General features: G+C 41.8%; 15 protein-coding genes and 1 pseudogene. 1 reads left to right on the forward strand and 15 read right to left on the reverse strand.

All coding sequences use genetic code 11. The annotated features are described in order from the left end of the window. Positions 1 to 223: 223 nt before the first annotated feature. Positions 224 to 1,306, reverse strand: a complete 1,083-nt coding sequence (gene aroB, locus ACLFKQ_RS10740) for a 3-dehydroquinate synthase (protein WP_448999815.1) — start codon at positions 1,304 to 1,306, stop codon at positions 224 to 226. A gap of 331 nt (positions 1,307 to 1,637) precedes the next feature. Here aroB and ACLFKQ_RS10745 point away from each other — a divergent pair, with 331 nt between their 5' ends. Then, on the forward strand, positions 1,638 to 3,560 hold the full coding sequence (locus ACLFKQ_RS10745) for a transglycosylase domain-containing protein (protein ID WP_448999816.1): 1,923 nt from the start codon (positions 1,638 to 1,640) through the stop codon (positions 3,558 to 3,560). A 96-nt stretch (positions 3,561 to 3,656) separates the two neighbouring features. Here the strand turns inward: ACLFKQ_RS10745 and ACLFKQ_RS10750 are convergent, their stop codons facing one another. The 14 genes and pseudogenes from ACLFKQ_RS10750 to ACLFKQ_RS10815 all read right to left on the reverse strand — a co-directional run bounded on the left by ACLFKQ_RS10750 (position 3,657) and on the right by ACLFKQ_RS10815 (position 18,038). Beyond that, positions 3,657 to 3,974: a DUF1825 family protein gene (locus tag ACLFKQ_RS10750; protein ID WP_448999817.1), complete on the reverse strand. Its 318-nt coding sequence runs from the start codon at positions 3,972 to 3,974 to the stop codon at positions 3,657 to 3,659. A 175-nt stretch (positions 3,975 to 4,149) separates the two neighbouring features. Continuing rightward, positions 4,150 to 5,799 carry a putative bifunctional diguanylate cyclase/phosphodiesterase gene (locus ACLFKQ_RS10755; protein WP_449000333.1) on the reverse strand — a complete coding sequence of 550 codons (1,650 nt, stop codon included), beginning with the start codon at positions 5,797 to 5,799 and terminating at the stop codon, positions 4,150 to 4,152. After that, positions 5,744 to 5,902 (reverse strand): PAS domain S-box protein, encoded by a 159-nt coding sequence (locus tag ACLFKQ_RS10760; protein WP_448999818.1) that lies wholly within the window; start codon positions 5,900 to 5,902, stop codon positions 5,744 to 5,746. The genes ACLFKQ_RS10755 and ACLFKQ_RS10760 overlap by 56 nt, the downstream gene beginning before the upstream one ends. Positions 5,903 to 5,920: 18 nt before the next feature. Next, positions 5,921 to 6,433: a PAS domain-containing protein gene (locus ACLFKQ_RS10765; protein ID WP_448999819.1), complete on the reverse strand. Its 513-nt coding sequence runs from the start codon at positions 6,431 to 6,433 to the stop codon at positions 5,921 to 5,923. Positions 6,434 to 6,510: 77 nt separating this feature from the next. After that, positions 6,511 to 7,833, reverse strand: coding sequence for a dihydroorotase (locus ACLFKQ_RS10770; protein ID WP_448999820.1), 1,323 nt, complete (start codon positions 7,831 to 7,833; stop codon positions 6,511 to 6,513). 167 nt (positions 7,834 to 8,000) lie between these two features. Beyond that, positions 8,001 to 9,212 carry a WecB/TagA/CpsF family glycosyltransferase gene (locus tag ACLFKQ_RS10775; protein ID WP_448999821.1) on the reverse strand — a complete coding sequence of 404 codons (1,212 nt, stop codon included), beginning with the start codon at positions 9,210 to 9,212 and terminating at the stop codon, positions 8,001 to 8,003. Positions 9,213 to 9,335: 123 nt separating this feature from the next. After that, positions 9,336 to 10,794 (reverse strand): annotated as a pseudogene (gene tnpC, locus ACLFKQ_RS10780) (IS66 family transposase). 180 nt (positions 10,795 to 10,974) lie between these two features. Continuing rightward, on the reverse strand, positions 10,975 to 11,466 hold the full coding sequence (gene msrA, locus ACLFKQ_RS10785) for a peptide-methionine (S)-S-oxide reductase MsrA (RefSeq protein WP_448999822.1): 492 nt from the start codon (positions 11,464 to 11,466) through the stop codon (positions 10,975 to 10,977). 1 nt (position 11,467) lies between these two features. Beyond that, positions 11,468 to 12,340, reverse strand: a complete 873-nt coding sequence (locus ACLFKQ_RS10790) for a histone deacetylase family protein (protein WP_449000334.1) — start codon at positions 12,338 to 12,340, stop codon at positions 11,468 to 11,470. 128 nt (positions 12,341 to 12,468) lie between these two features. Beyond that, entirely contained in the window at positions 12,469 to 14,217 is a 1,749-nt protein-coding gene (locus ACLFKQ_RS10795) for an ABC transporter ATP-binding protein (RefSeq protein WP_448999823.1), read from the reverse strand. A gap of 60 nt (positions 14,218 to 14,277) precedes the next feature. After that, complete coding sequence (locus ACLFKQ_RS10800) at positions 14,278 to 15,420, reverse strand: citrate synthase (RefSeq protein WP_448999824.1); 1,143 nt, start codon at positions 15,418 to 15,420, stop codon at positions 14,278 to 14,280. A 140-nt stretch (positions 15,421 to 15,560) separates the two neighbouring features. Further along, a complete protein-coding gene (gene sixA, locus ACLFKQ_RS10805; protein WP_448999825.1) occupies positions 15,561 to 16,055 on the reverse strand; it encodes a phosphohistidine phosphatase SixA in 495 nt (164 codons plus the stop codon). A 52-nt stretch (positions 16,056 to 16,107) separates the two neighbouring features. Beyond that, positions 16,108 to 17,358 (reverse strand): DHH family phosphoesterase, encoded by a 1,251-nt coding sequence (locus ACLFKQ_RS10810; RefSeq protein ID WP_448999826.1) that lies wholly within the window; start codon positions 17,356 to 17,358, stop codon positions 16,108 to 16,110. 182 nt (positions 17,359 to 17,540) lie between these two features. Continuing rightward, positions 17,541 to 18,038, reverse strand: a complete 498-nt coding sequence (locus ACLFKQ_RS10815) for an HNH endonuclease (RefSeq protein WP_448999827.1) — start codon at positions 18,036 to 18,038, stop codon at positions 17,541 to 17,543. Positions 18,039 to 18,105 lie beyond the last annotated feature (67 nt).

The raw sequence follows: 18,105 nt of genomic DNA on the forward strand, positions 1-18,105 counted from the left end.
ATAAAGCTAGTTTGGGCTTTGTTTGGGCTTGATTTTTGTTTAAGTACCGTTAGAGAACAAATTCAGTAATAAATGATGTAGAAATGATAGTTAGAGCGATGGCAATTTAAAGTAACTCGGTAAATTTATTGAATTAAGGATAAATGTTTCCCCAGAAGACGCGGACTCAGGAAGGCGCAAGTTGGGAGTTAGGGATTTATATTAATTTCCAGTACCCAACAAATTAAAGCAAAGCCTCTTTAATGATTCTAGAAGTCACCTTGTCGGTAATCGTCACTGCACCAATTTTAGTCGGAAGAATAAAGCGTACTTTTCCTGCGTTAACTTTTTTATCGCTTTTTAAAGTTTCTAAAATGTCGTCGATATTTAGCTCGGAAGGAATATCTAAAGGTAAACTGGCTTTAGCAATTAATTTATTCTGTCGTGCGGTTTCTTCTTTCGTCCATAATCCCATACGAACCGCAATTTTGCCCGCCGCTACCATGCCTATTGCCACTGCTTCACCATGAACGAACTGTTGATAGTTAGTCAAACTTTCTACGGCATGACCCATAGTGTGTCCATAGTTTAAAATTGCTCGCAAACCCGCTTCTTTTTCGTCTTGGCTGACAACATCGGCTTTAGCCTGGCAAGAACGAACTAAAATTGTTTGCAGCAATTCGGGTGCGACCGCGGTAAAACTATCTATATCTTCAGCTCGTTCTAATTTAGTAAATAAATCCTCATCCCAAATAATGCCATACTTAATTACTTCTGCCATTCCCGCCCGAAACTCTTTTTCTGGTAGAGTTTCTAAAACATTAGGGTCAATCGCCACTAACTTCGGTTGGTAGAAAGCACCGATGAGATTTTTTCCTTGAGGATGGTTAACTCCTGTTTTACCACCAACCGAAGCATCTACCATTGCCAGTAAAGTAGTTGGTACTTGTACGAAGTTTACTCCTCTCAACCAGGTTGCTGCGGCAAAACCCGTCATGTCTCCAATTACCCCTCCTCCCAAAGCAACCAAAGTAGAAGAACGCTCGAGGCGATTAGCTAAGGCAGTATCGTATACTTGTTCGATAGACTGAAGGTTTTTATACCGTTCTCCTGCGGGAATTAAATGAACGGCAGTTTCAAAGCCAGCCGACTGTAGAGATTTCAGACAGATTTGACCATAATAGTCAAAGACTTCTGGGTTGGAGACGACCAAAACTTTAGTCCCTACCCTTAGTTCTTTCATCTGGTTCCCCAGTTGGGAAAGACTTCCAGAAGCTATATTAATGTTGTAGGAGGACTGGGGTAGGTTAATGGTTATAGTGGACATGACTGGCTAAGGGGATGAGAGATCTTTATTTTACTAGACTCCCAAAAGACTAAATGGTAGGTTGCAGTTTTAACGAGCAAAATAAAATAAAATTGCGATCGCTATGATTATCGAATTAGATCGACAAAACTTAAATTATTCTAAAATAGTCGCTCTGCTCGATCTCGATCGCAACTAAATGATAGTTATCGACTTTTTTGCCCGATTTAAGTTAGTCTGCTATTTCCAACAATTATCTATTATCTTTAGTTACAGAACGCTCCGTCGTCTCACGGCAGAGTAAATTATAAAGGTCGGCGCATCTCGAGCTTCTGGAGGAAATTGAAATATCGTGTCGTCTAGAACATTTAGACAAAAATCAAAAATTTTTGGTAAAGCGGCGGTCGCCCTCAAGTTTGTATCTGGTGTCGCTCAAGCAACGGGCGGTACCATACTGGGAATTGCCATGATTACCACTTCTATTGTCTCTGGAGGATTAGTCGGGCTAGCTTTTAGCTTTCGCAATCTTCCTGACGTTCGAGTGTTGCGTAATTATGTTCCTTCGGAAACAAGCTATATTTACGATATCAAAGGTAGACTGCTCACTAGTCTGCATGGGGAAGCTAACCGAGAAATTGCCTCACTAGAACAAATCTCCCCACATTTAAAAAGAGCAGTACTGGCGATTGAAGATAGTAATTTTTACCGCCACCCAGGACTCAATCCCTACAGTATCGGACGTGCGGCTTTAGTAAATTTTCGCAATCGAGGAGTTAGTGAAGGAGCTTCGACGATTACGATGCAGTTGGTTAAAAACTTGTTTCTCACTAGCGAACGCACTTACAGCCGCAAGCTAGCTGAAGCAATTTTGGCCTTGAGACTAGAACAGGTTTTTACTAAAGACGAAATTTTAGAAATGTATCTCAATACTATTTATTGGGGTCATAATAACTATGGTATTCAAACTGCAGCCGAAACCTACTTTAATAAAAATGGTTCAGAGTTGAGTCTGGCAGAAGCGGCGGTGTTAGCCGGTCTGATTCAAGCACCACAGCAGTACAGTCCTTTTCTCAATTACTCCCAGACCAAACAAAGACAGGCGGTGGTATTAGGACGAATGCAAGCACTAGGCTGGATTACCCCAGAACAAGAGGCTCGAGCCAAAAATGAACCACTATTAGTCGGAAAACCAACAGCTTGGCGCAAAAGTAAACTACCTTTTATTACCGAAGCTGTAGTTACAGAACTAGAAGAACGTTTTGGCAAAGACAAAGTTCTGCAAGGAGGTATTCGGGTTCAAACCACCGTCGATCTTGAATTTCAAAAAATGGCGGAACAATCGGTCAGAAATAGCCATCGCCGACTGCAAAATTGGGGTTTACGAGCCGATCAAATCGCTTTAGCGGCGGTAGATCCGCGTACTCACTTTGTTAAAGCCTTAGTAGGAGGAGTTAATTACGATCGTAGCCAATTCAATCGTGCAGTTCAGTCTCGCCGACAGCCTGGTTCTTCCTTTAAACCTTTTGTCTACTATGCTGCCTTAGCAAGCGGCAAATATACTCCTAGTACGACTATTATCGACGAGCCGGTTCGCTATCGCGTTCCTGGGGGTTACTATCGTCCACAAAATTATGGCGGGAAAGGAGATTACGGCGGTGCGATGTCAATTGCCAATTCTTTAATCCAATCCCGTAACATTCCTGCGGTCAAGTTGGGTAAGGCTGTGGGTTTAGAGAAAGTAATTGAAATCTGTCGGGCTTTAGGGATTGAAAGTCCCCTTCAGCCAGTAATATCTTTGCCTTTAGGTTCGATCGGCGTAACTCCTCTAGAAATGGCTAGTTCTTTTGCTACTTTTGCTAGTAACGGTTGGCATTCTGAACCTACAGCAATTATTCAAGTAACAGATAGTCAGGGCAATGTATTGTTATCCAATCTTCCCAAACCTCAACAGCTATTAGACCCATGGGCGACTGCTAATCTCACTGCTATGTTACAAGGAGTAATTAATGAAGGCACCGGTAAAAAAGCCAATATCGGTAGACCTGCAGCGGGTAAAACTGGAACTACTTCATCCGAGCGAGATGTTTGGTTTGTAGGTTACGTACCTCAGCTGGCAACAGCGGTTTGGGTGGGAAATGACGACTATCAAAGCATGGGAAGGGGCATTACTGGAGGAGATTTTGCCGCACCAGTTTGGCGTTCTTTCATGTTGGAGGCATTAAAAAACGAACCAGTTCAGCATTTTCCTGCGGCTTCCAAGTTTCCTAGTCCCTAACAATACAGAGCAATAATCAAATTTTAATCGCTAAAAAAGCTGTAATAATATTCGACTCAACTACCAAGATTGATGCTAACTCAGTCAGACTCAAGCTTAAGGTTCAATTTCCGATTTCATTCTCTTCAGAGTCATCTCCATTCGCTCGAACATTTGCTGAGGTGTAATCCCAAACTGATTGAGTTGAGTTTTTAGCTGCTGTACGGTCATTTGTGCCATAAAATCTTCAGAAAGCTCGAAACGCTTCATAAAAATGCGGTAGCGTTCCATTAACTGTTCCATGCGTTCGATATACAGTTTTTTACCTTCGCGGTCGAATTTGCCGTATTCACTTCCGAGCTGCATCAAAGACTGATAGTCTTCAAACAACTGCTTGGCTTCTTGTTGAACTACCTGAGAATCGAAAAATCCCATAATTGTTATCTTGGTTCTGCCAACTGACAGTAAATTTAGCTATGACTTAATAAGTTTTTATTTTTTATTTTTTTCTATCTTATATTTTCTATCTTAATATAATAAAGCAGCAGAAAACCCTAGTAAAATACGGTTTTCCGCATATTGATTGAAATTGAATTTTAGCTTTGTAGCTTTACCAGCGTGGAAAACTAGCAATTAGGGTTTCAACTTCTATTCTACAAAGTGGCGGTGAAAAAAAGAAACCCTGTCCGTATTCGCATTCTAATAGTTTGAGTTGAGCTAGTTGGGCAGTAGTTTCAATTCCTTCGGCGACAACATCCATGTTAAGGATATGAGCTAAAGTGACGATCGCTTTAACAATTGCCGAATTTTCCAAATTAGTCTGCATTCGCTGGATAAAAGAGCGGTCTATTTTGATAGTATCGACAGGAAAACGATGTAAATAGCTCAAAGATGAATAACCCGTGCCAAAATCGTCAATACTAAACTGAATTTGTCTTTGTTTCAACTCCAAAATAATTTTGGTGACGGTTTCTAAATTATCGATCAAGATACTTTCAGTAATTTCGAGCTTGAGATATTTACCGTCTAAACCAGTTTCATCTAAGATACTATTGATAGTTTTTACTAGTTGAGGCTGCCGAAATTGTTTGCCTGAAAGATTGATACTAATGCTTAAATGTGTATCTTGAGGATATTTATTCTGCCAAGTGTGGAGTTGTTGACAAGCTTCTCGAAGTAGCCAATTACCTAGAGGAACGATCAGACTAGTCTCTTCGGCAAGGGGGATAAAGTCTAAGGGAGCGATGTAGCCTTGAAGGGGATGTCGCCATCTTGCTAAAGCTTCAAAACCAGCAAGAGTTCCTAATTTCAAGCAGGTAATTGGCTGATAGTATACTTCAAGTTCTTGCCGTTCGAGTGCCCGTCTCAAATCCATTTCTAACTGGAGTTGCAAGCAAGCACTAACCCGCAGCGAGCGAGCGAAAACTTCATAGCAAGCTTTACCCTGCTGTTTGGCGCTATACATAGCCAAGTCGGCATCGCGTAAAATATCCTCTGGTTTTTCGTAATCTGGGTCGGAAAGAGCAACACCAATACTAGCAGTACTAAACAGTTCGTAATTGTCAATTTTAAACGGAAAAGTGAGAGTTTGATGAATGCTTCTGGCGACCAGAGTAGCATCTTCTATACCTCTGATGTCTTCTAACAGAATTACGAACTCATCTCCACCCAAACGAGCTACCGTATCGGTAGGAGCGATGGATTTTTCCAATCTTCTGGCAATTTGAACCAGTAATCGATCGCCGATTGAATGTCCCGCACTATCGTTAACTACTTTAAATCGGTCTAGATCGAGAAACAAGACCGCAAACAAATAGACTTGACTATCTAGGCCGGGAGCTTGGCGCGAGTTGGTACTGGGGTTTTGGCGAGGATCTCTCAAGCGATTAAACTCCACCGCCATCGCACCGCTCTTGACTTTTTTTAGCTGTTGAGCCAGACGATCCATAAACAAGACACGATTGGGTAATCCCGTCAGTGCATCGTGTAGAGCATCGTGTAGAGCATCGTGTAGTAGCTGCTGCTCTATGGAAACGCGATCGCTAATATCGACAATTTGGTTGTTAAAATGAAGTACCTTGCCCATAGAGTCACGAATAATTACTATTTTCAGTAGCGCGTTCATTATTCGTCCATCTTTGGTAAGATATCGAGTTTCAATGTGTAAATCGGAGTCTTGCTTTTCAATCAGCTCTTGCTGTAAGTTACGTTGTAACTCCCAATCTTCTGGATGGGCAATCTCGATCAGAGAAAGTTTTATTTAATAGTTCGGCTTGGGAATAACCTAACGCCTTACACAAAGACTGATTGACTTTTTTTAATTTGCCGTTAAGGTCGGTAATTGCCATGCCAATAGGTGCCATCTCAAAAGTCAGGCGAAATTACTCCTCACTTTTTTTCATGGCTAATTCTGCCTCGTAACGTTGGGTAATATCTTCGGCAATACCGACGAAGCGACTGACTTTGCCCATTACATCCCGCACGGGAAAAGCCCGAACTCTAACCCAGCGAATGGTGTTGTCTGGTCTAACAATACGATATTGCTCTTCGAATTCATCTCCAGTTCTAAATTGAGTTTCGATCGTAGCGATCGCCTGTCGCGAATCTTCAATGTGAATTGCCATTAACCACGACTGAGGATTTTCATATAAACTCTGGCGAGTTCTACCCCAAATTTTTTCGTATGCTGGAGAAATGTAGAGTATTTCGTCAGTTTGCGCCGAGATAACAAAAAAAACTTCTCGTACGTTTTCGGCAATTTCCCGAAACAGTTCTTCTCTGGCTTCTAGTTGGGATAGCTCTTGCTTTAACTGATGATTTTCTTGCAGTACGCTTTGTATACGTTCGAAAAGCGCATTTTGCTGGAGCAAAACTTCGTTTTCCAAATTAGACATTTAATTAGGCAAACTAAATGCGACATTTAAATTAAAATAGTAAATTTAGAGTACCCAAGTTGACCATCCAACTAACATTAGTAAGATGTCCAGATCTGGAGCGTTTTCCCCTTAATTTCCCGATTCCACCAAGGGGTATTGCTTGCAGGAGATTTGAGATTAGTGCGATCGGCGATCCAAGTTTGTTGTGGTGCAAATAAAACTAGTTCGGTTTTATCTGAAGCAGATATCGATAAACTAGGTTGCTGTAGACAATTACGAGGACGACTACTAAGTGCTTGCCACAACTCTAACGCCGTCCATTCTCCACTATTGACGAATCTCTGCCAGAGTAACGGTAGAGCTAATTCGGTGCCAATTACCCCTGGTGGCGACTCACCAAATGCTACGGTTTTTTCTTCGTAGGTGTAGGCACATCGGTCGATGGCGATCACATCGATGACTCCCTCTCTAACTCCCTCAGCCAGAGTCATACGGTCATTTTTGTTTCCCAGTGGTGGTTCGAGACGTAAATTAGGGTCGTAGCTGTCAATTGCTTCACTGTCTAATAAGAGATGCATCCAGGTAGTACTAGCAGTAACTGGTACTCCTCGTTGTTTGGCAGCGGCGATTAACTCGACACTGCGCTGAGTGGAAACGCGCATAATATGTACGGGGGTACCGATGGCGGCGATAATCTCTAAGGCAGCAGCGATCGCTGCTGTTTCGGAATAACTGGGATTACCAGGCAAACCCTGACGAACCGAAGCCACTCCTTCTCTAGTTACACCCTGATTCATAAGTCCCTCATCTCTCAAAGCGATCGCTACTGGCTTTTGCCAGGGTTTGACGTATTCCAACAGTTGTTTGAGGGAACGTAGGTTACTCAGGTTATATTCGCCGGTAAAGCCGACGGCATCTGCTTTTAAATCGGCTAGTTCGTTCATTTTTTGGGTATTGGCTACATCAGAAGCCGCCCAAAAATGAATCTGAGGTAAGGTTATTTCAGGATGTGAATCTAAGTCCAGTGGTTCTACGCCAGAGTATTGTTCAGCGTACCGTAAATTTTTGCTTTTCTGGCGCAGCGAGGTAAGTATCTCTGGATTATCGATGGCAGGAATCGTATCGGGAAGAATCGCTATTTGAGTAAATCCGCCCGCAGCGGATGCTTCTGCTAAGTCGCGTAAAGTTTCTCTGGCTTCATTGCCGGGTTCTGCACTGTGACTGTAAAGATCTACTAGTCCAGTTCCCAGAACTAAATCTCTAGCGTCAACTATTTCTGTGTCTTGAGGATAATTTGCTAAGCAAACGTCGATCGCTGCAATTCTACCATCTACGAGCAATACATCTTGACGGCGATCGCTATTGGTGACTGGATCTAGCGTTCTGATTTGCCGTAATAATTTTAATTCCTTACTCATCAAATTTGTAGCAGAAATATTATCTTGTCAATTTTATCAACGGCAGTTAGAAATCTAGCATTGCCAAGCGGGCTACTAGCGACCAAATTTCAGTATTGCTTCGAGAGCTTAGCTTTGAGACTAGGGATAACTTTAATGCTTAAATGGGAGCAATTTAACCATGGTTATCAACGGTTATCGACAGTTGCTCTGAACATTTGATGAATTTTTGCATCTTTGTAAGCTGAAACTCGAGCGAGCTGTTTTTGTAGTTCGACAAACCATTTGAGAGTAGTAAAATTAATCCAACCTTTTTGCATGACAATTTCACCAAACTTTTTTTTGTCTAGTAATTGCTGATGCAAAGCCTCTGCGATTTGTTTTTTATCGAGCAAACCCGCACTATCCAAATATTCTCCCAAACGTAATTGGCGATAGAGCTTGAGTAGTTGGGGTAATTCATCGGCAAAAAAATTAACGGTTTTGGAGTTGAGATATCCTTGTCGAACCAAAAGTTCGCCAAAGCGATCACCCCTACTATTAGCTTGCAGGCGCAAAGTTTGTCTGATTTGTTGAGAAGATAGCAAGCCTGCCTGTTGTAACTTTTCTCCTAGAGGTAGACAATTGATTCGCTCGCTATAGGGGAACTGATAGCAAGCGAATTTTTGTTTGGCGATCGACCAGAAAAAAGGCAAGCTATCAATGGAATATCTTTTCCAGAGGCGATACGGTTCGCTTTGCAGGCGATAGAGCCATTCTAAGCCACATTCACTCATCCACCGGGGAGCTCTCAGTTTGTATCCCGCTTCAAAATCTATTGTCGCGCCAATTGCCAGGAAAATTTCGATCTCAGACAAACGATTTCTGTATTTGGCGATCCATTTTTCTTGTTTAGGCGCACCGACGCCAATTGCTAACACGGTGGCTGATGAGGAATTAATGCGATCGATGATTTCTTGACATTCTGTTTCGTCCTTTTCAAAGCCAAATGAGGGAGATAAAGTATCGATAATTATCTCTCTGCCGATTCTTTGATTGATTTTGGCTTGTGCTTGTCGTGCGACTCCTGGTTTACTACCTAAAAGAAATATTTTGATGTTTTCGTTGTATTTATTGTACTCGCAAAAAGCAGGAAAAAAGTCCGAACCAGAAATTTTTTCTTTAATGGGATTGCCGAGAAAATAAGAAATAAATTGAATTATTTTACTGTCACAGACTCGATATTCAGAATGGTAATATGCTTTGAGTAATTCGCGGTCGCTCTGTAATTTTACTAGGTGATCTACGTTGGGAGTCACCACTACTCCACCATTAATACTTAAATCTGCTAACAACTCGTTAGTCGTAATATTATGAATAGATACATTGAGTAAATTGACTGTATCTAAGGTAGTGTACATAAGAGTTAGTTAGGATAATTAACAATAATGATATTTTGATTAAGTTTAAGCAATCTATTCTAGAATACAAAATGAGTTCAAAAAAAAAAGTACTTACTAATACAATACAATGTAGGTAAGGATTCAGGTGCAAGCATGAGGAATAAGAGAAGGATAAGAACAATGTCCAACTGTAGCTTGTAAAGTCTGTTGAAAAAAAGTAATCACCGAACGTCCTTGCAAACGACAAGATTGAATTGCACTCAGCAGGTTGGCTGTATGTTGAAACCGTTCGATGGAACGAGAGCCACCACAAACTTTCCGCTTGGTTACAGCAGTTCTCAAACATCGTTCAGCTAGATTATTGTCGGGGGGTATCTGAGGATGTGTCAGAAAATACCACCATTGCTCCGCCTTATCACGCAGCGAACGTAGCAGTTTTCCAGCTTCATGACCAGCATTCTTGAGCCAAGTCTTAATTGCGCTAGTCACTCGCCTTCGGAAATCCTCTGCCCAATCTCGATAGTGGCTTTCCTGATGGGTCTGTCGCCAAACCCGATGTTGCTTAAATGCCTCATCAATTAGAGACAGAAAGGTGGTAGCAATTTCTTGGTTATCTACCCCTTTAGTCTTTAACAGTTTTTGAAAATGACGACGTAGATGAGCCAAACACTTTTGTTGTCCTGCTACTGAATAGCCGTTGTAGACACTAAAATCGTCGCTAATCAAAACTCCATCATAGAATACTCCTAATACAGCTTCCAATTCTCTGCGTTTTCTAGTATCGCCGGCATGAAACAGGCAGAACTCTGACCCAGCTAAAACCCAGAGCCATTCTTTGACTCCTTTAACTGAGCAGGGGGTTTCGTCACAATGTAGAGGAGGATGCTCTGAATTAATCGACTTTTTCAACCCTTCAACACTGTTGATACTCGCTTGTTGTACTCGTTCGTTCATTGGTGGCAACTAAAGTTCCCCTACTAATTTCTATTGCTCCCAGTTCCCACAACAGTTCTTGCTGTTTAGCATAGGACATATGAGCATAGTTTCCCAGCCAGGAAAGTAACCCCTGTAGTCTGACTCCCAAGTCTTGACCTGGAATCATTGTGGGAGACCGTCGAGCTGCCTCTATTGCTCCACACTTGCCGCATTGACAGTGATGACGTTGGTACTCTACGACTTGTATCGGTTTTGCCACCAACTGGGCTACCTGTTGAGTATCTACTCGTACCCCCTTAGTCTTCCATTGTTGATTTCCACAGTTGGAGCAGATGGTCGGTTTCAATACTTCGTAGCGGTCTACACGCCCAAATCCTTTTCTCGTCTTCCCTTGATGTCCTGGTTGTCCTCCTGGTTTTCTTTTTGTCTCTTTTTTGGCTTCTTCCAACCCTACTTCTGGTTTTCTCTCGCTTTTTTTCAGCAAGTCAGTTGAAGGGGGTTTCGATGAGGTTTGGCTGTCGAGGTTGAGGCTCTGTTCCAGTTGTTCTATTCTTTTTTCTAGCTTCTCAATCAGCTTTTGTTGGGTAGTCACGATTTCTGCCAGTTTCTCATTGGACAACTGGCGCAGTTCTTCGGCTTTGAAGGGGTGATTAGCTTCGCTCATTATTGGCTACTTTAATCTCTTTTTCCTTTTTGTCAACCCTGATACCTGAATCCTTACCAATGTAGTTTCGAGGGAGGCAAACTTAGTTATAAATTTGTTTGTCACACTATAAGCAAATATACACAAATAACTTTAAAATTTTTTTCCGCTATCTATTGATTGTCTTTCTTAATAAATTGTTTATTCTGTTGATGTTTGGCGACTGGCTGTTTTTTGACGCTGTTTTGCCAAATATTGTTGATGAAATTCTGCCGCTAAATAATAATCAGTAGCAGGTTTTATTTCTGTCACAAGATCTTTTTGGTAATGACCGGATAATTGTACTTGCCGTTGGGATTTTCTGGCAATCATTTCCTGTTCGGGAGTGTGATAGAAAATTACCGAACGATACTGTTCGCCACGATCGGCTCCCTGGCGATTGAAACTAGTAGGGTCGTGGATTTGCCAAAAAACCATCAATAACTGCTCGTAACTGACTAACGAACAGTCGTACTCGATTTGCGCTACTTCTGCATGACCCGTAATTCGCGCGAGAACGTCTAGATATGATGGATCGGGAAAATCTCCTCCCATATAGCCAACGGAGGTTTTAATCACTCCTTTTACCCCCAAAAACTTATCTTCGGTTTTCCAAAAACAACCTGCACCAAATGTGGCTCGTTCACTTTTCATCTTAATTATTAATTACTAGTTGTTCTTTAGCTGTACGGTATAATACAGAATGACGATAAACCAAAGCCGACATATCTTTGCCATAACCACCCCCAATAGTTGCTGCAACAGGATAACCACCTGCCAAGCAGGTACTTAAAACTAGGCGATCGCGCCGATAAATTCCCCAGTCGCTGAGAGCTAGTTTTCCCAAGACATCGTCAGTATGGACATCTACTCCCGCATCATATAAAACCAGGTCGGGTTTGACCTCAGAAAGCAAATCTGGGAGGTATTTAGCGAGTAATTGCAGGTAACCATCATCGTCTAACCCAATAGGTAACGGCAGATCTAAATCGCTTTTTTGTTTGGTTCCTGGAAAATTAGCTTCACAGTGCATCGAAAAAGTAAATACGCTATCGTCATCCTGAAAAATACGTGCCGTGCCGTCCCCCTGGTGTACGTCGAGATCGACGATTAAAATTTTTTTGACTAAACCCCGACGCTGTAATTCGCGAGCGGCGATCGCCAGGTCGTTAAAAATGCAGAATCCCGAACCATAACCAGAAAAAGCATGATGGGTTCCACCAGCCGTATTACAAACACACCCATGTTTGAGAGCTAGTTGCGCGGCTAAAACCGTTCCGCTAACGGCAATACGAGTACGACGAACGATTTCTGGACTCCAAGGCAAGCCGATACGACGTTGGGCTTTGTAGTCTAATTTTCCTTCGCAATAGGCTCTAACATAATCGGAAGTATGAACTAACTCTAGCAAAGCACGATCGCCAAGTTGCGGTTGATAGATTTGTTCTGGTGTAACTATTTCATCTTTAATTAACAGATCTTTCAATAACTGAAATTTAGCCATCGGAAAACGATGACCGACGGGCATTGGTGCTACATAATCGGGATGGTAAACAATAAACAATTATCGATAATTATCTAAACAAGAGCCGTCAACAGTAATAGAAAGCGGTTTAATTCTCATTCAGGCTGATTTTTACTTCATGCTTTTCTTCCTCAATTCAATACTTCTTTTAACTGATGCTGCTGCCAAAGTGAGCGATACATTCCAGGCTGTTGTAAGAGTTGTTGATGAGTTCCTTCTTGAACGATTTTGCCTCGCTCCATTACCAGAATGCGATCGCAAGTAGCCGCAGCCGATAGCTGATGGGAAATAAAAATCACGGTTCTGCGTTCTCGTTCAGGAGAAAGATTGTTTAAAATTTCTGTTGCTGTTTCGTTATCGACGCTGGAAAGGGCATCGTCTAAAATCAGCACTGGTGCATCTATAAGTAAAGCTCTGGCTAGAGATGTACGCTGTCTCTGTCCGCCCGAAAGGGTGATTCCTCTTTCTCCCACTAGGGTGTCATATTGTTGGGGGAAGTTAATAATTTCGGGATGAATTTGAGCTTGTTTGGCGGCATACATTATTTCTGGAGATTCGACTAAAGGTTCGCCGTAGCGAATGTTGTCTTTTATCGAACTACTGAAGAGAAAACTATCTTGAGGTACATAAGCCACCGCTCCGCGTAATGTATTCAAATCTAACTGAGTAATATCGCGATCGTCTAAAAATAGTTGTCCTGGTTCGATATTTAACAACCTAGGAATAGCGTTAGCCAAAGTGGATTTTCCCGAACCAATTGCCCCGACAATAGCAACGGTTTCTCCTGGTTCGATGGTAAAGTTGAGCCGATCTAAAGCGGGAGTATTGCTATCAGGGTAAGTATAGGTAAGATTGCGAGCGGTAATTTTGCCGGCGATCGCTTTTTTAGATAAGGCGACTGGTTGGGGAATATTTTTAATTTTAGGTTCGGCTTGAAAAATGGCTTCGACGCGATCGATACTAACCTCTCCTCGTTGATAGGCAGTGATGGTAAATCCCAACAGAGCTGTGGGAAACACCAAACGCTCGACGAGTAAGATTAACGCCACCAAATTTCCCACAGTAATCTCACCGTTGGCGATCGCTTCGGTTCCCAACCAGAGTAGAACCAGCAAGCTAATATAGGAAATACCTTCAATGATGGGAAAGAGAACATTTCTAATTTTTGCCAGTTTGAGATTGGCTCGTAATAACTGTCGATTTTTGCCTTCGAAAGCCAGTCTTTCTTGAGTTTCTTGGGCGTAAACTCTAATTAACGCCATACCGCTCATATCTTCCTGAATCAGTTCGCTCAGATCGGCAAGCTTTTCTTGTACTTCTTTTTGGCGATCGCGCAACTGTCCGCTAAATAGCTGTACGGTAATAATCATTACGGGATAAACGGCGATGGCAATTAAAGTCAAGCGCACGCTGATGGGCAACATTTCCCGTAAAGTTAGGGTATAGGCAAAAATAACGTTAATTATACTGAGCAACGCGAAACCTACTAAGCGTCTAATGTTGTCAACATCGCTGGTAGCACGGCTAATTACATCTCCAGAAGTATTGCTGACAAAGTACGAGGGTTCTATACCCAATAGATGCTGAAAAATTTTTTGCTTCAAGCCAAACTCTACTTGTCTGCCTACGCCAAAAATTGACAGGCGAGACAGCATCCGAAAAATCCACATTAATGCTGAAAACAACAAAAGTAGCAAGGCAAAGCGGGATAGCTCGGAAAAATCAAAATCGTTACTGAGGCGATCGATACTGTCGCCAATTAAGCGGGGAATTTTAGCTCCCAAAAAATTGACTATTAGCAGTGCAATGATACCAACAGAAACCATTCGCCAATGGGGACGAAGGTAGTTAAAGAGTTTTTGCAGCCGAGAATTCGCCATAATACAAATTTAGCAACTTTTAACCACCTTGCTAAGGATATCTTGCCGAGGATAGATATTTTATCTTTCTTCTATGGGAATGTAGGGAGCATTGTGTTCTCCAGCATAAACTTGGGTGGGGCGAAAAATCCGATTGACGGCTAACTGTTCTTTCCAGTGTGCCAACCACCCCGCTACGCGAGCAATGGCAAATACCGGTGTAAACAAATCGGTCGGAATACCTAGTTTGCGGTAAACCAAGCCCGAATAAAAATCCACATTGGGATAAATACCCTTGTGCGCCAGCTTTTCGGCAATTAATCTTTCTAACTCTAAAGCAATATCGTAATAGCGATCGTAGCCTGTAGAGCTAAACAGTTGTTCGGCTAAATCCTGTAAAATTGTGGCTCGCGGATCTTTCACTTTATAAACCCGATGCCCAAAACCCATAATTCTTTTTTTCTGAGCTACATGCTCTTCGACAAAAGCACGAACATTTTCTACCGAGCCAATCTCCTCTAGCATTAATAGTACCTCTTCATTTGCTCCTCCATGTAAGGGACCTGCTAGAGTTCCTACAGCAGAAGCTACTACCCCATAAGGATCGGTAAGGGTAGAAGCAGTAACCATGGCTGAAAAGGTAGAGGCATTAATCGTATGTTCTGCATGAAGGGTCAAACACACATCAAAAACTTTAGCTGCTAAAGGATCGGGTTCTCTTTCGGTCAACATATACAGAAAGTTAGCAGCATAGTCTAGTTCGTCGTTAGGCTTAATTGCATCATTTCCTCGGCGCATTTGATGAAAAGCCGCCACCATTGTCGGTATTTTTGCCATCAGGCGTACTACCGCTTTGCGAATATACTCTGGATCGTCTAGGGCACGACGAGAATAAAATAATCCTAATGCTGCGGCTGAAGTTTGCAATGCATCCATCGGGTGTCCGCTTTCAGGAAAACATTTCATCATGTCCCGAATGCGATATTTAATCCGCCGATGAAACAGAATGTCGTTTTCAAACTCTTGAAGTTGTTCTCTATTAGGTAATTTTCCCCAGATAAGTAAGTATGAGGTTTCTAAAAAACTTCCTTTCTGTGCCAGTTCTTTAATATCGATCCCACGATATTCTAATACGCCTTTTTGACCGTCTACATGACTGATACTAGATTTTGTAGCGGGAATCCCTTCTAAACCTGGCTTATATTCACAAATTGTAGCTGTCATAAATTTTCCTATATTTTGATAAGGATAATATATCTGAAGCTACCGTAGATAATAAAGTTCTTAAGTGGCGGCTTTTACCAAACTAACACTTAATTGGCAAATTTCGGCGCTTCGTAGAAATGAAAATTTAAATAACTAATTTAGATTAACCACTTTGGGGAAGTTAAGACGAATAGCTTGCTTCTAGCGATTGGCGTACCGACAGCCGGAATTTGTAGACCAATGATACCGGCTTTTTTAAGAGTCAACTGATTTTTAACGCTTCCCCACACCAATATTTCTGCCCAATGGGCTAAATCGGGCTGATGACCGACCAAAGCTAAATTGGCATCTTGATGAGTTAGATGCCATTGCTGAAGATACTTGAGGCACTGTTGAAGCTCTCCGTTAGGTTTGAGTGGCTCGTGTCTTTCTATTTGGGAACTCAATCCTACTTGTTGTAAAATTTCTGCAGTTTGATAAGCTCGCACTAGTGGACTAGTTAGAATCGAGTCGAATTTTATTCCGATAGACAATAAGCGTTGGGCTACTTGAGTTGTTTTAATCTGTCCGATCTCTGTTAAGGGGCGTCGTTCGTCATCTCTATAGGTTCCTCTGGCTGCAGCGATACCGTGACGAATTAAATATATTTCCATTAAATACCTCTTACAAACAACTCAATTCGTCTCCAGAACGAGAGTGTTATTATTAATCGGTTTGAATTAGATTATCTTCTGGCTGTACTAAGCGGAATAATTTTTGCTTGATTTGAATATCAAATACTTCCCACTTGAGTCTGGCATAATCGGAATTATCATTAAAACTCCCCAAAAAACCGATGGGGATCTCGAATCCTCCCGCCATGTAGCGACCGCCGCCGAAAAAGCGACCGTGAGTATCTTTACCGAAAGTTTCCTTAATAAATTCATCCGGATCGAGAGTTAGTTTGGCTGTTCTTAGAGAACCGATTACCAGCTCGATATCTTCGTCTTCATCATGGACGATACCATAAACCACCGCCGTATGAATATCTTCTTCGGTAACTAAGAAATCGGCTGCCTGCGGAATAGCATCGCGGTCATCGTAACGTAGGTAGCCAACGCCAGAAATCGAAAAGTTATTTTTAATAATTCTGTTTCTTAAAGCCCGCTCGATTACGTCCATTACTCGGCGGGATCTTGCCGATTGTAGAACAGCATTGAGCAATTGAGAATCGTAAAAGCGACTTAAATAAGCTGCGGCTAGAAAATCTTCTTCTTTTGCCTGCATCAAGCGATTGGTATCAGAGCGTAAACCATGCATCAAAGCAGTAGCACATTTGACGTGATTGTCGTTGCTGCTATCAAATTCGAGCATTCCTTCCTTAATATATTGAGTCAAAATGGTGGCGGTGGCTCTAGTTTGAGGTCTTAGGTCGATAAAGTCGGCTTCGAGTTCTTTTTGTTTGCTGTGGTGGTCTATTACTACGACTAAAGGAATTTTAGCCAGTTCTACTATCGGATATAGCTGACTATTCGTTCCCTGACTATCGATCAATACACAGCCTTGGTAAACCGATAGATCTTTAGCCTGTAAAGCATTGTTTAAAATTCTTTGAGCCGGCAAACCAGTTAATCTGACTAGGGCAATATTTTCCTGATGGGATACAGTTCCTCCGTAAACGATATCGCAGCTAATATTGTAATTTTCTGCTATTAACTGATACGCCCACGCACTGGAGAGAGCATCTGGGTCGGGAAAATCTTGAATGACGATAATCTGACGTTCTCCCTTGCGATCCTCTAATACCTTTTGTAATTTGCGGACTATAGCTTTGATGCTGCCGTTCTTTTTTACTTCTCGCTCTTCTTTAGTTTCTTTAGCAGAGGTGTGAGAAAGTCGATCGCTTTGTTGTGACGATTCGGATTCTGGTCGATCGACTAAATAATTTTCTAGAGCAGTATTGTTATTTAAAGACATATACAAATTATATAAAATAAAAATTAGCCCATGACGAGGCATGCCGCAATTCGGTTGTTTATTTAGAATATGAGATGGTCGATCTTGCAAGTTATTTAGCTTGCTGGACAGTAGATTAGTAGATTATTAGATTATATAGATCTAATTTGCCACAAAATTACTCAGAGGAACTCTGTTTTCAGTTAGATTCCAATGACATATTTTTTCCATTCTTGATTGGAATTACCTTTAGTGTGTTTGATAATCTCAAAATGAAGGCTACTATAAGGACGACGGGGCTGAGTTAATAGACTCATATTGGCTTCTTTGGGAGTACGGTTGCCTTTTCTAACATTGCAACGAACGCAAGCACCGACTAAATTTTCCCAAGTATCACCACCACCGCGAGAACGGGGAATGACGTGATCTATAGTTAACTGATCTCCTTTGGTTCTACAGTATTGGCAAGTATGGCGATCGCGCTCTAGAACATTGCGACGAGTTAGGGGGATTTCTTTATAGGGGACTCGAACATAATAGCGTAGCCTAATTACTGTAGGAAGGGGGAAATCCGAATAGATTTGTCTGCCTTTATATTCGAGTTGCTCGGCTTTGCCTTTTAATAGTAAAACTACCGCTCTGCGCCAACTGGTAATGTTGAGCGGCTCATAGGAGGCATTTAATACCAGAACCTTGCCCATGCTCTTAATTTTTATTATTTATCTGAGATAGTAACACAAACGAACTAAATTGCTGAAGTTTAGCTTG

The organism is Myxosarcina sp. GI1(2024), assembly GCF_053543375.1.

What these genes read in the sequence shown, in the direction of transcription:
- aroB (WP_448999815.1), bottom strand. Translation starts at nt 1,306, where the DNA reads ATGTCCACTATAACCATTAACCTACCCCAGTCCTCCTACAACATTAAT.
- ACLFKQ_RS10750 (WP_448999817.1), bottom strand. Translation starts at nt 3,974, where the DNA reads ATGGGATTTTTCGATTCTCAGGTAGTTCAACAAGAAGCCAAGCAGTTG.
- ACLFKQ_RS10760 (WP_448999818.1), bottom strand. Translation starts at nt 5,902, where the DNA reads ATGGCACCTATTGGCATGGCAATTACCGACCTTAACGGCAAATTAAAA.
- ACLFKQ_RS10765 (WP_448999819.1), bottom strand. Translation starts at nt 6,433, where the DNA reads ATGTCTAATTTGGAAAACGAAGTTTTGCTCCAGCAAAATGCGCTTTTC.
- ACLFKQ_RS10770 (WP_448999820.1), bottom strand. Translation starts at nt 7,833, where the DNA reads ATGAGTAAGGAATTAAAATTATTACGGCAAATCAGAACGCTAGATCCA.
- ACLFKQ_RS10775 (WP_448999821.1), bottom strand. Translation starts at nt 9,212, where the DNA reads ATGTACACTACCTTAGATACAGTCAATTTACTCAATGTATCTATTCAT.
- msrA (WP_448999822.1), bottom strand. Translation starts at nt 11,466, where the DNA reads ATGAAAAGTGAACGAGCCACATTTGGTGCAGGTTGTTTTTGGAAAACC.
- ACLFKQ_RS10790 (WP_449000334.1), bottom strand. Translation starts at nt 12,340, where the DNA reads ATGCCCGTCGGTCATCGTTTTCCGATGGCTAAATTTCAGTTATTGAAA.
- ACLFKQ_RS10795 (WP_448999823.1), bottom strand. Translation starts at nt 14,217, where the DNA reads ATGGCGAATTCTCGGCTGCAAAAACTCTTTAACTACCTTCGTCCCCAT.
- ACLFKQ_RS10800 (WP_448999824.1), bottom strand. Translation starts at nt 15,420, where the DNA reads ATGACAGCTACAATTTGTGAATATAAGCCAGGTTTAGAAGGGATTCCC.
- sixA (WP_448999825.1), bottom strand. Translation starts at nt 16,055, where the DNA reads ATGGAAATATATTTAATTCGTCACGGTATCGCTGCAGCCAGAGGAACC.
- ACLFKQ_RS10810 (WP_448999826.1), bottom strand. Translation starts at nt 17,358, where the DNA reads ATGTCTTTAAATAACAATACTGCTCTAGAAAATTATTTAGTCGATCGA.
- ACLFKQ_RS10815 (WP_448999827.1), bottom strand. Translation starts at nt 18,038, where the DNA reads ATGGGCAAGGTTCTGGTATTAAATGCCTCCTATGAGCCGCTCAACATT.